Source organism: Candidatus Pantoea symbiotica, assembly GCF_056491525.1.
In genome coordinates this window covers 1-16,407 of the sequence record NZ_JBSZHR010000002.1, presented here as the reverse complement: position 1 = coordinate 16,407, position 16,407 = coordinate 1, and the positions used below count along the sequence as shown (strand labels likewise).

Below are 16,407 nucleotides of genomic sequence, written 5' to 3'. Positions count from 1 at the left end.
GATTCATATGCATTAACCTTAGGGTCGGCATTTATGCCGACCTTTTTCATTTGTGCGGACATATAAGAAGGTCGCCATAAATGGCGACCCTACGGAGCAGGTTTTGTAGGGTCGCCATTTATGGCGACCGCCACCAGCATGTGTTAATCCGCGTCGTAACCCAGGTTCGGCGCCAACCAGCGTTCGACTTCGGTGACGCTCATGCCTTTACGCGCCGCGTAATCTTCTACCTGATCACGCTGAATCTGCGCCACGGCGAAGTACTTGCTGTCGGGATGGCTGAAGTACCAGCCGGAAACCGCTGCACCTGGCCACATGGCGAAAGATTCGGTGAGCTTCATGCCGGTGTGCTTTTCCACATCCAGTAACTGCCAGATCGGTGCTTTCTCAGTGTGTTCCGGACAAGCCGGATAACCCGGCGCAGGACGAATGCCCTGATAATTCTCGCGAATCAACTCTTCGTTGCTGAGGTTTTCATGGGCGGCAAAGCCCCAAATCACCTTACGCACACGCTCGTGCAGATACTCGGCAAAGGCTTCGGCCAGACGATCCGACACCGCTTTCACCATGATTTTGTTGTAATCATCGTGCTGCTTGTCGTACGCCTCGGCCAGCGCATCTTCCTCAATCCCGGCGGTAACCGCAAACGCACCGAGATAATCGGCTTTGCCGCTGGATTTTGGTGCCACGAAGTCGGCTAAACAGTAGTTGGCGAAGTCGGTTTTTTCGGTCTGCTGACGCAAGTGATGACTGACGCACAGCACCTGATTGCGGTTCTCATTGCTGTAGATTTCAATGTCATCGCCGACACGGTTAGCCGGGAAAATCCCCACCACGCCGCGTGGATTGAGCGTGCCAGCCTCACTCAGCATATCGAGCATGGCGTTGGCATCGGCAAACAGGCGCTTAGCCTCTTCGCCCACCACTTCATCCTCCAGAATGCGCGGATATTTGCCGGCCAATGACCAGGTCATAAAGAACGGCGTCCAGTCGATGTAATTGCGCAGCGTTTCAATGCTGGCTTCAACCGGGCTCACGCCAAGTCGGTGCGCCACCGGCGGCGTGTAACTTTCCCAGTCGATGGCGTAATCATTATCGCGCGCGGTTTGCAGGCTCACCGGCGGGGTGCGCGGCTTTTTACGCCCATGCTGAATGCGCACCGTGTCGTACTCTTTGCGCGTGCGCGCCACGAAATCCTCTTTCAACGTATCCGACAGCAGCGATGACACCACGCCGACGGTGCGCGAGGCGTTCTGTACGTAGACAGTTGGGCCGCTGTAGTTCTGTTCGATCTTCACGGCGGTATGTGCTTTCGAGGTGGTCGCGCCGCCAATCAGCAGCGGAATGGTGAAGCCCTGACGCTCCATCTCTTTCGCTACGTTGACCATTTCATCCAGCGACGGCGTGATCAGGCCGGAAAGCCCGATAATATCGGCGTTCTCGGCGATCGCGGTTTTAAGGATTTTGTCGCTCGGCACCATGACGCCGAGGTCGATAATTTCGTAGTTGTTACACTGCAGCACCACGCCGACGATGTTTTTGCCGATGTCATGCACGTCGCCTTTTACCGTCGCCAGCACGATCTTGCCGTTGCTGCGTCCGGCTTCTTTACTCGCCTCGATATAGGGTTCGAGATACGCCACCGCTTGCTTCATTACGCGTGCCGATTTCACTACCTGCGGCAGGAACATTTTGCCCTCACCGAACAGATCGCCGACCACGTTCATGCCGGACATCAGCGGCCCTTCGATTACCTGAATCGGACGTTCATAGCCCTGACGCGCCTCTTCAGTATCCAGCTCGATGAATTCGGTGATGCCTTTGACCAGCGAATATTCCAGACGCTTTACCACGTCCCAGCTGCGCCATTCGGCTTGCTGTTTCTCCTGCTCGCCATCGCTTTTGCTGCCGCGATACTTCTCCGCCAGCTCCAGCAAGCGCTCGGTGCCGTCGTCACGTCGGTTCAACACCACATCTTCCACCGCATCGCGCAGCTCGGCAGGCAGATCGTCATAAATCGCCAGCTGACCGGCGTTGACGATGCCCATATCCATGCCGTTGCGGATGGCGTAATAGAGGAACACCGCGTGAATGGCTTCGCGCACCGGTTCGTTGCCACGGAACGAGAACGACACGTTGGAGACGCCGCCGGAGATCATCGCGTGCGGCAGTTCGCGTTTAATGTCTTCACAAGCGCCGATGAAATCCATCGCGTAGTTATTGTGTTCTTCGATGCCGGTCGCCACGGCAAAAATATTCGGATCGAAGATGATGTCTTCAGGCGGGAAACCGACCTCTTCGGTCAGGATCTTGTAGGCGCGACGACAGATCTCGATTTTGCGCGCGCGCGTATCCGCCTGGCCCACTTCATCAAACGCCATCACCACCATCGCTGCGCCGTAGCGACGCACTTTACGCGCGTGCTCGATGAACGGTTCAACGCCCTCTTTCATCGAGATGGAGTTCACAATGCCTTTGCCCTGAATGCACTGCAGCCCTTTCTCGATCACTTCCCATTTCGAGGAGTCGATCATAATCGGCACGCGTGCGATATCGGGTTCGCCAGCGATCAGATTGAGGAAGCGCACCATCGCCGCTTCCGCATCCAGCATCCCTTCATCCATGTTGATATCGATGATTTGCGCACCGCTCTCAACCTGCTGACGCGCCACATCCAGCGCTTCGTTGTATTTCTCTTCTTTAATCAGGCGTTTGAACTTGGCCGAGCCGGTAACGTTGGTGCGTTCGCCGACGTTGACGAACAGCGAATCAGCCTGAATATTCAGCGGTTCAAGACCAGCTAAGCGGCAGGCAACCGGAATCTCAGGCAGCTGGCGCGGTGCAACGCCGTCTACTGCGGCCGCCATCGCCGCGATGTGTTCCGGCGTGGTGCCGCAGCAGCCGCCGATAATATTGAGGAAACCGGCGCGCGCCCATTCGCCAATTTGCTCGGCCATAATCGCCGCATCGAGATCGTATTCACCAAAGGCGTTGGGCAAGCCGGCGTTCGGGTGCGCGGTGACGTAGCCTTCAGCAATACGCGACAGCTCCGCCACATACTGGCGCAGTTCATCCGGGCCCAGCGCACAGTTGAGGCCGAACGACAGCGGTTCGGCGTGACGCAGCGAGTTATAGAAGCCTTCAGTGGTTTGGCCGGAGAGCGTACGACCGGAAGCATCAGTGATAGTGCCGGAGATCATCAGCGGCAGCTTCACGCCCATCGCTTCCATCTCGGCCTGCACCGCGTAGATCGCCGCTTTGGCGTTCAGGGTATCGAACACCGTTTCGATCATGATCAGGTCGGAACCACCAGCAATCAGCGCATGCGTGGATTCACGGTAAGCTTCCACCAGCTGATTGAAGGTTACGTTTCGATAAGCGGGATCGTTAACGTCCGGCGAGATCGAACAGGTGCGGTTGGTGGGGCCCAATACGCCCGCCACGTAGCGCGGACGATGCGGCGTTTTCGCCGTCCATTCATCGGCGCTGGCGCGCGCCAGTTTAGCGGCTTCGAAGTTGATCTCCGCCGACTGCGCTTCCATCGCGTAATCGGCCATCGCAATGGTGGTGGAGTTGAAGGTGTTGGTTTCCAGAATATCCGCGCCAGCGGCGAGATAGGCATCGTGGATTTCGCGGATGACGTCCGGTTTGGTCAGCACCAACAGATCGTTGTTGCCCTTCAAATCAGATGGCCAGTCGGCAAAGCGGCTGCCACGGAAATCCTGCTCACTCAGTTTATAACTCTGGATCATGGTGCCCATGCCACCGTCCAGAATCATAATGCGTTGTGCCAGCTGCTGCTGCAGCATTTCTGTTTTGTTGCTCACTCTCGCCCCGTCCACGTCATTGCGTTGGCTAATATGCCAGCCAGACATACTGGCACAACTTGCAGGTGATCAAAAGTCAGCTCAGATGAGACATTTTCAGCTTTTACCCATCACAGGTCTGACCAGAAAGTCAGCGTTTGCATTAATGCAGTTAAAAACGAAAATGGTTTCCAGCATTGATGCGAATTGGAGACGTTATGGCAACCCCTGTGCCCGTTAAACGCGGCAAGAAACCCCGTGCTACAACGACACCCACCAGCGCGCCTGTCGGCGGGCAAGTACAATCTCTGACGCGCGGCCTGCGCCTGCTAGAGCTGATTGCCGAATCCCACGGCAGCGTGGCGCTGACCGAACTGGCGCAACAGGCCGGTTTACCCAACTCCACCACCCATCGCCTGCTCTCCACCATGCAGCAGCAAGGTTTTGTGCATCAGGTGGGCGACTTGGGTTTATGGACCATTGGTTCTCACGCCTTTGTGGTGGGCAGCAGCTTCCTGCAGAGCCGTAATCTGCTGGCGATTGTGCATCCGCTGCTGCGCAAGCTGATGGAAGATGCCGGTGAGACGGTGAATCTGGCGGTGCTGGATCTCAGTGATTATCAGGCGGTGATTATCGATCAGGTGCAGTGTACGCAACTGATGCGCATGTCCGCGCCGATTGGCGGCAAGCTGCCGATGCATGCATCCGGCGCCGGTAAAGCGTTTCTGGCGCATCTTAGCGATGAGCAAGTTACCGCGCTGCTGCATCAAAAAGGATTGCATCACTACACGCCGAAGACACTGATGTCGCCGCACAGCCTGAAGGAGAATCTGGCGCTGATTCGTAAGATGGGCTTTTCGCATGATGATGAAGAGCACGCGCTGGGTCTGCGCTGCGTCGCGGCGCCGATTTATGACGAACATGGCGAACCCTTCGCCGCCATCTCGATCTCCGGCCCGATTGCGCGCATGACCGACGACCGCATCACCGAGCTCGGTGCGCTGGTGATCCGCGCCGCCAAACAGGTGACCCAAACCTACTCTGGCCGCTAAGCGGCCACCGAAGCATAGCGCGCGCTGAAACGCTGGCTGGCGCGCCACGCAATCACCTCTTCAATATGCCCTTCGCGGATGCGCGTTTGCAGCGCGCGCCACCAGCTGGGATCAAACAGCTGCGGATGCAGCGCCTGTAGCAGCTTGCCGGTCGACGGTTCGCTGCACAGCGCATAGCGGAAGGTTTCCGGGAATACATCATCCGGCCCTACGCTGTACCACGGCTCGGCCTGCAGCTCATCTTCCTCATAACGCGCCGGCGGTACATCGCGGAACACCAGTTCGGTCATCGGGCGGATTTCGTCGTAATCGTAAAACACCACGCGGCCGTGACGCGTCATGCCAAAGTTTTTGTACAGCATGTCGCCGGGGAAAATGTTCGCCGCCGCCAGCTGACGAATCGCATCACCGTATTCGCCAATCGCGTGCTGCCGCTGTTCCGGCGAGGCCTGAGCCAGCCACAGATTAAGCGGCTCCATGCGCCGTTCCAGCCACAGATGACGGATGATCACCACGTCGTCGCGCAGCTCGATTTTTTCCGGGATGTCGCGCTCAAACTCCGCCATCAGTTCAGCCGGAATACGCGCGCGCGGTAACGCAAAGTGCTCAAACTCCTGGGTATCCGCCATGCGGCCGACACGATCATGCTCTTTAACCATGCGATAGCAGTCGCGCACCTGCGCATCAGTTACCTCTTTTTGCGGCGCGAAGCGGTCTTTGATCACCTTAAATACGCGATCAAAACCCGGCAGCGTGAACACCATCATCACCATGCCGCGAATGCCGGGCGCGACGGTAAAATCTTCCTGGCTGTGCGCCAGATAGTGCAGATATTCGCGATAGCATTCGGTTTTGCCGTGCTTCTGACAGCCAATCGCCATGTAGCGTTCAGCCACGGTTTTGCCCGGCAGTATCGGTTGCAGCCACGCCACCAGCGCGGCGGGCACCGGCGCGTAGACCATAAAATAGGCGCGGGCGAAGCCAAACACGATGCTCGCATCATCGCTATCGGTGAGACAGGTATCGATCCACAATCGTCCTGCATCATCGCGCTGAATCGGCAGCAAACAGGGCACCATGCCATTGCTTAGCTGCAGGCGCGCCACGATCCACGCGGTTTTGTTGCGGTAAAACAGTTCGCTGGCGACATCCAGCGTCGCCGTTGCCAGTTGAGCGGCACCAAACTGCTCGTGCAGATGGCGCACAATCCAGCCGATATCGCGCGTTTGATCCTGCCACGTTAAGCGCAGCGGAATGTCATTCAGCACCTGACGCAGCGTTTCCTGCCAATTGTGTTGCGGGCGATAAAGACGCGACAACGGGCGCTGGGCAACCGGCGCAGGCGCATACGGCTGTGACGGCAAGATAAACAGACGTTCGGGCGACAGATGGCTGTGGCCCTGCAAACGGCAATAGACCGAGTTGAAGAAGCTTTCGGCGATTTCATGGCGCGGATAGCCGGGTAGTAAGGTTTCGTAATGGCTTTTCACTCGCAGCCAGAACGCGTCGTCCCAATCCGAAGTGTCATTGAGAATGCGCAGCTGGTTGGTGACGAGGCCAACGTGGTGATCGTAAAGATGGATACGCGCTTTCATGGCCTGCTGCACCGCGTGCCAGTCGGCGTGCTCGAAGCGCTGTTGTGCGCCGGCAGTGATATCCAGAAAGCGGCCATACTGCGCGTCAAAACCTTGCAGGATGGTGTGGGCGATCAGCGATTCTCTCGATGTCATCGGCAACGCTCCTTTAGCGGTAAGCGGTCGCCATGAATGGCGACCCTACGACGGCTTTAGAATTGCGCGGCTTCGGTGGAACCGGTCAACGCGGTCACTGAGGATTGTCCGCCCTGAATGACATTGGTGACGCGATCAAAATAGCCGGTGCCGACTTCCTGCTGATGCGACGAGAAGGTGTAACCCTTATCGCGCGCCGCAAACTCTGGCTGCTGCACTTTTTCCACGTAATGACGCATGCCTTCGCCCTGCGCATAGGCGTGCGCCAGGTCGAACATGTTGAACCACATGCTGTGAATTCCGGCCAGCGTGATGAACTGGAAGCGATAGCCCATTTCGCTCAGCGCCTGCTGGAAACGCGCGATGGTGCGATCGTCGAGGTTCTTCTTCCAGTTGAACGATGGCGAGCAGTTATAGGCCAGCAGTTTGCCGGGATACTGCGCGTGGATCGCGTCGGCAAAACGCTGTGCCATCTCCAGATCCGGCGTCGAGGTTTCGCACCACAACACGTCGGCATAAGGTGCATACGCCAGCCCGCGACTGATCGCCTGTTCAATCCCGGCATGCGTGCGGAAGAAGCCTTCCGAGGTGCGCTCGCCGGTGATAAATGCCGCATCGCGCGGGTCGCAATCTGAGGTGATCAGGTCGGCGGCATCCGCATCGGTGCGCGCCAGTAATACCGTCGGCACGTTCATTACGTCTGCGGCCAGACGTGCCGCCACCAGTTTCTGAATCGCTTCCTGCGTCGGGACTAATACCTTGCCGCCCATGTGACCGCACTTCTTCACCGCCGCCAGCTGATCTTCAAAATGCACCGCGCCTGCACCGGCCTGAATCATCGATTTCATCAGCTCGAACGCATTGAGTACGCCGCCAAAGCCCGCTTCCGCATCGGCGACAATCGGCAGGAAGTAATCAATAAAATCATTGTCTTCTGGGGATAAGCCGCTGGCCCACTGAATCTGATCGGCACGCTGGAAGCTCTGGTTAATCCGCTCTACCACATTCGGCACTGAATTCACCGGATACAACGATTGGTCCGGATACATCTGCCCGGCCAGGTTGGCATCCGCCGCCACCTGCCAGCCGGAGAGGTAAATCGCTTCTATACCGGCTTTCGCCTGCTGCACCGCTTGTCCGCCGGTCAGTGCGCCAAGGCTGTTGATGTAGCCTTTGCTTGATTCACCATTCAGCAGCGACCAGAGTTTAGTGGCACCGCGCTCCGCCAGCGTACAGGCGGGATTGACCGAACCGCGCAAGTTGACCACATCCTCCGCACTGTACGGACGAGTAATTCCCTGCCAGCGCGCATCATTCCAGCTCGATTCCAGTTGTTTGATCTGTTGCGTACGATTCATCGTCATATCTCCAGGTTCAAGGCAGCAGGCGGTAGCCCGGCAGAGTGAGGAAGGAAACCAGTTCGTCATCGGTGGTGATTTGCGCCATCAGCGCGGCGGCATCGTCGAAGCGTCCATTCTGGAAACGCTCTGCGCCAACGGTTTGCTGCAAGGCAGCTAGCTCTTCCGCCAGTAGCCGTTCAAACAGCGCCACCGTCACCGGTTGGCCATCGCTGAGAATTTGCTTGTGATGAATCCATTGCCAAATGGAGGTGCGGGCGATTTCAGCGGTGGCGGCGTCTTCCATCAATCCGTCAATCGGTACGCAGCCGTTACCGCTGATCCAGGCTTCCAGATATTGCAGTGCTACGCGGATGTTGGCGCGCATGCCGGCTTCGGTACGCTTACCGCGACACGGTGCCAGCAGACGCTCGGCGGTGATTGGCGCATCCTGCTCACGCGTGATGTGCAGTTGATTAGGTTGATCGCCCAGTCGACGGTCAAACTCCTCCATCGCGATGTCCGCCAGGCCGGGATGCGCCACCCAGGTTCCGTCGTGACCGTTGCCCGCTTCGCGCGCTTTATCTTCCTGCACCTTTTGCGTAACCCATATATTGCGTTCCGCGTCTTTGCTCGGAATCAGCGCCGACATACCGCCCATTGCCAGCGCGCCACGGCGATGACAGGTTCTGATCAGCAGGCGTGAATAGGCATCGAGAAACGGCTGATCCATGCTGATCTGCTGGCGATCCGGCAGGATGCGATCGGGATGCTGGCCCAGCGTTTTGATGTAGCTGAAGATGTAATCCCAGCGGCCACAGTTCAGGCCCACCACGTGATCGCGCAGTTCCCACAGGATCTCATCCATCTGGAACACCGCTGGCAGCGTTTCGATCAATACCGTGGCTTTGATGGTGCCGCGCGGCAGATCGAAGCGATCTTCACTGAAGCGGAAGATCTCACGCCACCACGCCACTTCAGCGGCATGCTCGGTTTTCGGCAGGTAGAACCACGGCGCATGCCCCTTCTCCAGCAGCGCTTCAACGTTATGGAAAAAGTAGAGCGCAAAGTCGAACAATCCGCCGGGAATAGCCCGATCGCGCCACTCCACATGCTTTTCATTCAGATGCAGACCGCGCACCCGGCACATCAGCAGCGCCGGATTGGCTCGCAGCTGGTAGATCTTGCCGGTTTCACTGGTGAAGCTCAGTGTGCCATTAACCGCATCGCGCAAGGTTAATTGTCCATCGACCAGCTTCTGCCAGGTTGGCGCCAGTGAATCTTCAAAATCAGCCATGAAGACGTTGACGTTGGCGTTGAGCGCGTTGATCACCATTTTGCGATCCGGCGGCCCGGTGATCTCCACGCGGCGATCTTGTAACAGTTGCGGAATAGGACGAACCTGCCACGCATTTTCACGAATGGAAGTGGTTTCCGAATCAAATGCCGGTAACTCACCTTGATCGTAACGCTTCTGCCGTTGCTGGCGTGCTTTCAGCAGGCGTTCGCGCTCTGGTGCGAAACGCACTACCAATGCGTGTACAAAGTCGATCGCTTCTGGGGTAAGCAGCTGCTTTTCCGCGTGGGTAAAGGGCTGGCTGAAGGTTAGCGTATTGCTGATAACCGAGTCTGTCATGCGGGCTGCCTCCTGGGTTGATCCATCGTTTAACGATCGGATCCGGATGTAGGGTGTTTTATAACCTGCAAGATCAGAGCATAATGATTTTTATTTTATTTTCAAAAACTATTTCCATTTTTAAGTTTATAGTTATTTATCAGATTGATATTTATGTAATTTAATCTATCGAATTAAAGGCAATAACTTCCACCCCTGAATAGAAGGCAAAAAAAGCCGCGTTAGCTTTCGGCTAGCGCGGCAGGATCAAACGAGATGTGGAGTTATTCGAGCGTTGGGTTCATCCGACGCAGATCGAACGGCGTGATCTGATAAACGTAGTAGTTCAGCCAGTTGGAGAACAGCAGGTTGCCGTGGCTGCGCCATGTGGCGCGCGGTGGCAGTTCTGGGTTGTCTTGTGGGAAGTAGTTGAATGGCACTTCCGGCTGCAGGCCCGCATCGTAATCGCGATGATATTCACCTGAAAGCGTCAAAGCGTCATACTCAGGGTGGCCGGTGACAAACGCCAGGCGCTTGTCTTTGCTTGCCATCAGATACGCGCCGGTGGATTCCGATTCGGCAAATAGCTCGAGATCGGTGTAATCACGGATCAGCTGGCTGGGAAAATCGGCATAGCGTGAATGCGGGGCCAGGAAATTGTCGTCAAAGCCACGCGTAAGTAACGCGTGCGGATGCAGGATTTGATGTTCATAAACCCCGGACAATTTGTTCTGCCGCGTCTGCTTAGGAATGCCATACAGAATGTTGAGTGCCGCCTGAACCGCCCAACAGACAAACAGCGTGGAGGTGACGTGTTCATTCGCCCAGTGCAGCACGCGCTGGATCTGTGGCCAATACGCGACATCATTGAAATCGACCAATCCCAGCGGCGCGCCGGTCACAATCAATCCATCGAAATTATCGTTTTGGATGTCTTCAAAGTTGCAGTAGAAGTTGTTCAAATGCTCTGTCGGCGTGTTGCGCGACTCGCGGCTATCAATGCGCAGCAGCTGCACATCAATCTGCAACGGTGAGTTTGAGAGCAGGCGCAGGAACTGGTTTTCTGTCTCAATCTTCTTTGGCATCAGGTTAAGAATCAGCACTTTTAGCGGACGGATCTCCTGAACACTGGCGCGCGACGACGTCATAACAAAGACGTTTTCATCACGCAAAAAATTCACTGCCGGTAATTCGTCGGGAATCCTGATTGGCATAACCTGCTCACCTCTTACTAATAACCGTATAAACGTTTAGACATCCAGATGCCCGACATTAGCGTGTTATGTCGAGAATGTCGAGTCTTCATGCGGTTTATGAAAATGTTTCAGCTTTAGGTGGGATTTGGGAAAATCGTTAGGGAGATGAGTATTTCATATGCGAATTTTAGCCTCAGGATGGTACTAAACCTTAAGCAGTTTTCTAAATTTCAGACGTAAAAAAGCCCCGAACTTTCGTTCGGGGCTTCTTCACTTATTTAATGCCTGGCAGTTCCCTACTCTCGCATGGGGAGACCCCACACTACCATCGGCGCTACGGCGTTTCACTTCTGAGTTCGGCATGGGGTCAGGTGGGACCACCGCGCTAAAGCCGCCAGGCAAATTCTTTGTGCAAAAACGAATGTCATTCGCTTCCGCTGATTCTTTAATCCGTAAACAAGCTGAAAATCCGGTCTCTCAGACCAAAACGCCTCTGGCGTTGTAAGGTTAAGCCTCACGGGTCATTAGTACCGGTTAGCTCAACGCATCGCTGCGCTTACACATCCGGCCTATCAACGTCGTAGTCTTCAACGTCCCTTCAGGACTCTCAAGGAGTCAGGGAGAACTCATCTCGGGGCAAGTTTCGTGCTTAGATGCTTTCAGCACTTATCTTTTCCGCACTTAGCTACCGGGCAATGCCATTGGCATGACAACCCGAACACCAGTGGTGCGTTCACTCCGGTCCTCTCGTACTAGGAGCAACCCCCCTCAATTCTCCAGCGCCCACGGCAGATAGGGACCGAACTGTCTCACGACGTTCTAAACCCAGCTCGCGTACCACTTTAAACGGCGAACAGCCGTACCCTTGGGACCTACTTCAGCCCCAGGATGTGATGAGCCGACATCGAGGTGCCAAACACCGCCGTCGATATGAACTCTTGGGCGGTATCAGCCTGTTATCCCCGGAGTACCTTTTATCCGTTGAGCGATGGCCCTTCCATTCAGAACCACCGGATCACTATGACCTGCTTTCGCACCTGCTCGAGCCGTCACTCTCGCAGTCAAGCTGGCTTATGCCATTGCACTAACCTCCTGATGTCCGACCAGGATTAGCCAACCTTCGTGCTCCTCCGTTACTCTTTGGGAGGAGACCGCCCCAGTCAAACTACCCACCAGACACTGTCCGCAGCCCGGATTACGGGCCTACGTTAGAACATCAAACATTAAAGGGTGGTATTTCAAGGTTGGCTCCACGCAGACTGGCGTCCACGCTTCAAAGCCTCCCACCTATCCTACACATCAAGGCTCAATGTTCAGTGTCAAGCTATAGTAAAGGTTCACGGGGTCTTTCCGTCTTGCCGCGGGTACACTGCATCTTCACAGCGATTTCAATTTCACTGAGTCTCGGGTGGAGACAGCCTGGCCATCATTACGCCATTCGTGCAGGTCGGAACTTACCCGACAAGGAATTTCGCTACCTTAGGACCGTTATAGTTACGGCCGCCGTTTACCGGGGCTTCGATCAAGAGCTTCTCCTTGCGGATAACCCCATCAATTAACCTTCCGGCACCGGGCAGGCGTCACACCGTATACGTCCACTTTCGTGTTTGCACAGTGCTGTGTTTTTAATAAACAGTTGCAGCCAGCTGGTATCTTCGACTGGCTTCGGCTCGGGGAGCAAGTCCCTCTACCTACGCGCCAGCGTGCCTTCTCCCGAAGTTACGGCACCATTTTGCCTAGTTCCTTCACCCGAGTTCTCTCAAGCGCCTTGGTATTCTCTACCTGACCACCTGTGTCGGTTTGGGGTACGATTTCGTGTTACCTGGAGCTTAGAGGCTTTTCCTGGAAGCAGGGCATCAGTTACTTCACCACCGTGGTGGCTCGTCATCACGCCTCAGCCTTAAGATATCCCGGATTTACCAAAGATATCAGCCTACACGCTTAAACCGGGACAACCGTCGCCCGGATAACCTAGCCTTCTCCGTCCCCCCTTCGCAGTAACACCAAGTGCAGGAATATTAACCTGCTTCCCATCGACTACGCTTTTCAGCCTCGCCTTAGGGGTCGACTCACCCTGCTCCGATTAACGTTGAACAGGAACCCTTGGTCTTCCGGCGAGCGGGCTTTTCACCCGCTTTATCGTTACTTATGTCAGCATTCGCACTTCTGATACCTCCAGCACCCCTCACAGGACACCTTCAACGGCTTACAGAACGCTCCCCTACCCAACAACGCCTAAGCGTCGCTGCCGCAGCTTCGGTGCATGGTTTAGCCCCGTTACATCTTCCGCGCAGGCCGACTCGACCAGTGAGCTATTACGCTTTCTTTAAATGATGGCTGCTTCTAAGCCAACATCCTGGCTGTCTGTGCCTTCCCACATCGTTTCCCACTTAACCATGACTTTGGGACCTTAGCTGGCGGTCTGGGTTGTTTCCCTCTTCACGACGGACGTTAGCACCCGCCGTGTGTCTCCCGTGATAACATTCTTCGGTATTCGCAGTTTGCATCGGGTTGGTAAGCCGGGATGGCCCCCTAGCCGAAACAGTGCTCTACCCCCGAAGATGAGTTCACGAGGCGCTACCTAAATAGCTTTCGGGGAGAACCAGCTATCTCCCGGTTTGATTGGCCTTTCACCCCCAGCCACAAGTCATCCGCTAATTTTTCAACATTAGTCGGTTCGGTCCTCCAGTTAGTGTTACCCAACCTTCAACCTGCCCATGGCTAGATCACCGGGTTTCGGGTCTATACCCTGCAACTTAACGCCCAGTTAAGACTCGGTTTCCCTGCGGCTCCCCTATACGGTTAACCTTGCTACAGAATATAAGTCGCTGACCCATTATACAAAAGGTACGCAGTCACCCCATAAATGAGGCTCCCACTGCTTGTACGTACACGGTTTCAGGTTCTGTTTCACTCCCCTCGCCGGGGTTCTTTTCGCCTTTCCCTCACGGTACTGGTTCACTATCGGTCAGTCAGGAGTATTTAGCCTTGGAGGATGGTCCCCCCATATTCAGACAGGATACCACGTGTCCCGCCCTACTCTTCGAACTCACAGTATGTGCACTTTCGTGTACGGGGCTATCACCCGGTATCGCGCGACTTTCCAGACGCTTCCACTAACGCACAAACTGATTCAGGTTCTGGGCTGTTCCCCGTTCGCTCGCCGCTACTGGGGGAATCTCGGTTGATTTCTTTTCCTCTGGGTACTTAGATGTTTCAGTTCCCCAGGTTCGCCTCGCAACACTATGTATTCATGTTGCGATGATGCACTGAGTGCACCGGGTTTCCCCATTCGGACATCGTCGGCTGTAGCGGTTCATATCACCTTACCGACGCTTTACGCAGATTAGCACGTCCTTCATCGCCTCTGACTGCCAGGGCATCCACCGTGTACGCTTAGTCGCTTAACCTCACAACCCACAGGCGTTTTGCAACGCTGCAGACTGCAAGCATTTGAGAGACTCGAACATATCGCAGCTTCATTCTTATTACGGAGAATGAGTACGATACGTCGTTTCAATTTTCAGCTTGTTCCGGATTGTTAAAGAGCAATATCTCAAACATGACGGTTAAGTCAGTTTTGAGATACTTCGTGGAGACACCTTTCACCTGTCACCAAGCAAGTGGCGTCCCCTAGGGGATTCGAACCCCTGTTGCCGCCGTGAAAGGGCGGAGTCCTAACCGCTAGACGAAGGGGACACGAGTAGTGTCACGACTTCGCAGCCGTCTTGCTCATTACTTTTTATCAGACAATCTGTGTGAGCACTGCGCGGGAAGGTATCTTCAGGTAAGGAGGTGATCCAACCGCAGGTTCCCCTACGGTTACCTTGTTACGACTTCACCCCAGTCATGAATCACAAAGTGGTAAGCGCCCTCCCGAAGGTTAAGCTACCTACTTCTTTTGCAACCCACTCCCATGGTGTGACGGGCGGTGTGTACAAGGCCCGGGAACGTATTCACCGTAGCATTCTGATCTACGATTACTAGCGATTCCGACTTCACGGAGTCGAGTTGCAGACTCCGATCCGGACTACGACGCACTTTATGAGGTCCGCTTGCTCTCGCGAGGTCGCTTCTCTTTGTATGCGCCATTGTAGCACGTGTGTAGCCCTACTCGTAAGGGCCATGATGACTTGACGTCATCCCCACCTTCCTCCAGTTTATCACTGGCAGTCTCCTTTGAGTTCCCGGCCGAACCGCTGGCAACAAAGGATAAGGGTTGCGCTCGTTGCGGGACTTAACCCAACATTTCACAACACGAGCTGACGACAGCCATGCAGCACCTGTCTCAGAGTTCCCGAAGGCACCAAAGCATCTCTGCTAAGTTCTCTGGATGTCAAGAGTAGGTAAGGTTCTTCGCGTTGCATCGAATTAAACCACATGCTCCACCGCTTGTGCGGGCCCCCGTCAATTCATTTGAGTTTTAACCTTGCGGCCGTACTCCCCAGGCGGTCGACTTAACGCGTTAGCTCCGGAAGCCACTCCTCAAGGGAACAACCTCCAAGTCGACATCGTTTACGGCGTGGACTACCAGGGTATCTAATCCTGTTTGCTCCCCACGCTTTCGCACCTGAGCGTCAGTCTTTGTCCAGGGGGCCGCCTTCGCCACCGGTATTCCTCCAGATCTCTACGCATTTCACCGCTACACCTGGAATTCTACCCCCCTCTACAAGACTCTAGCCTGCCAGTTTCGAATGCAGTTCCCAGGTTAAGCCCGGGGATTTCACATCCGACTTGACAGACCGCCTGCGTGCGCTTTACGCCCAGTAATTCCGATTAACGCTTGCACCCTCCGTATTACCGCGGCTGCTGGCACGGAGTTAGCCGGTGCTTCTTCTGCGGGTAACGTCAATCGGTGAAGCTATTAACTCCACCGCCTTCCTCCCCGCTGAAAGTACTTTACAACCCGAAGGCCTTCTTCATACACGCGGCATGGCTGCATCAGGCTTGCGCCCATTGTGCAATATTCCCCACTGCTGCCTCCCGTAGGAGTCTGGACCGTGTCTCAGTTCCAGTGTGGCTGGTCATCCTCTCAGACCAGCTAGGGATCGTCGCCTAGGTGAGCCATTACCCCACCTACTAGCTAATCCCATCTGGGCACATCCGATGGTGTGAGGCCCGAAGGTCCCCCACTTTGGTCTTGCGACGTTATGCGGTATTAGCTACCGTTTCCAGTAGTTATCCCCCTCCATCGGGCAGTTTCCCAGACATTACTCACCCGTCCGCCACTCGTCACCCGAGAGCAAGCTCTCTGTGCTACCGTTCGACTTGCATGTGTTAGGCCTGCCGCCAGCGTTCAATCTGAGCCATGATCAAACTCTTCAATTTAAGTTTGATTTGCTGAAACAAGTTCAGCGGTGCTCATCTGTAAAACGTCATAATGAATTTCATTATGTGTTCACTCGTGAGGCTTTGATATTTTTTACGTCCGGAGACGCTGATATCAATCCTGCGAGTGCCCACACAGATTGTCTGATAAATTGTTAAAGAGCGTTGCGAACAGCGGCTGAACCGTCTGTCGCGAGGTGGCGTATATTACGCTTTCCTCTTTCGGAGTCAAACACTTTTTTCAGCGTTTTCATCCGGCGGAAGTTCTTATCGAATCTTCCTCACCAACACCACATTTCGTAAACCGTTGTGCCGTGTTGATGGATGCGCATTATAGGGAGTT

Annotated in this window: 6 protein-coding genes, 1 tRNA gene and 3 rRNA genes; 1 reads left to right on the top strand and 9 read right to left on the bottom strand. The window is 55.2% G+C overall.

The window, feature by feature from the left end; genetic code table 11:
• Positions 1-143: 143 nt before the first annotated feature.
• A complete protein-coding gene (gene metH / locus ACXIZX_RS00735) occupies positions 144-3,827 on the bottom strand; it encodes a methionine synthase (RefSeq protein ID WP_479403440.1) in 3,684 nt (1,227 codons plus the stop codon).
• A 197-nt stretch (positions 3,828-4,024) separates the two neighbouring features.
• Between metH and iclR the strand changes: the two genes are divergently transcribed.
• Positions 4,025-4,858, top strand: a complete 834-nt coding sequence (gene iclR, locus ACXIZX_RS00730; protein ID WP_479403439.1) for a glyoxylate bypass operon transcriptional repressor IclR — start codon at positions 4,025-4,027, stop codon at positions 4,856-4,858.
• Here iclR and aceK read toward each other — a convergent pair.
• From aceK to ACXIZX_RS00690, 8 genes are all read right to left on the bottom strand, one after another.
• The gene (gene aceK, locus ACXIZX_RS00725; protein ID WP_479403438.1) at positions 4,855-6,588 is read right to left on the bottom strand and encodes a bifunctional isocitrate dehydrogenase kinase/phosphatase; all 1,734 of its coding nucleotides are present in this window, start codon (positions 6,586-6,588) and stop codon (positions 4,855-4,857) included. The two genes, iclR and aceK, sit on opposite strands and share 4 nt — an antisense overlap.
• Before the next feature lie 56 nt (positions 6,589-6,644).
• Positions 6,645-7,946, bottom strand: a complete 1,302-nt coding sequence (aceA, locus tag ACXIZX_RS00720; RefSeq protein ID WP_179451799.1) for an isocitrate lyase — start codon at positions 7,944-7,946, stop codon at positions 6,645-6,647.
• 16 nt (positions 7,947-7,962) lie between these two features.
• Complete coding sequence (gene aceB, locus ACXIZX_RS00715) at positions 7,963-9,561, bottom strand: malate synthase A (protein WP_479403437.1); 1,599 nt, start codon at positions 9,559-9,561, stop codon at positions 7,963-7,965.
• Between the two features lie 263 nt (positions 9,562-9,824).
• Complete coding sequence (gene metA / locus ACXIZX_RS00710; RefSeq protein ID WP_008109827.1) at positions 9,825-10,754, bottom strand: homoserine O-acetyltransferase MetA; 930 nt, start codon at positions 10,752-10,754, stop codon at positions 9,825-9,827.
• A gap of 265 nt (positions 10,755-11,019) precedes the next feature.
• Positions 11,020-11,135 (bottom strand): 5S ribosomal RNA (rrf, locus tag ACXIZX_RS00705).
• Between the two features lie 104 nt (positions 11,136-11,239).
• Positions 11,240-14,146, bottom strand: a 23S ribosomal RNA gene (locus tag ACXIZX_RS00700).
• Between the two features lie 214 nt (positions 14,147-14,360).
• Positions 14,361-14,435: transfer RNA gene (locus tag ACXIZX_RS00695), tRNA-Glu, on the bottom strand.
• Between the two features lie 89 nt (positions 14,436-14,524).
• A 16S ribosomal RNA gene (locus ACXIZX_RS00690) occupies positions 14,525-16,064 on the bottom strand.
• The 16S, 23S and 5S rRNA genes sit together here with 1 tRNA gene alongside, the layout of an rRNA operon.
• Positions 16,065-16,407 lie beyond the last annotated feature (343 nt).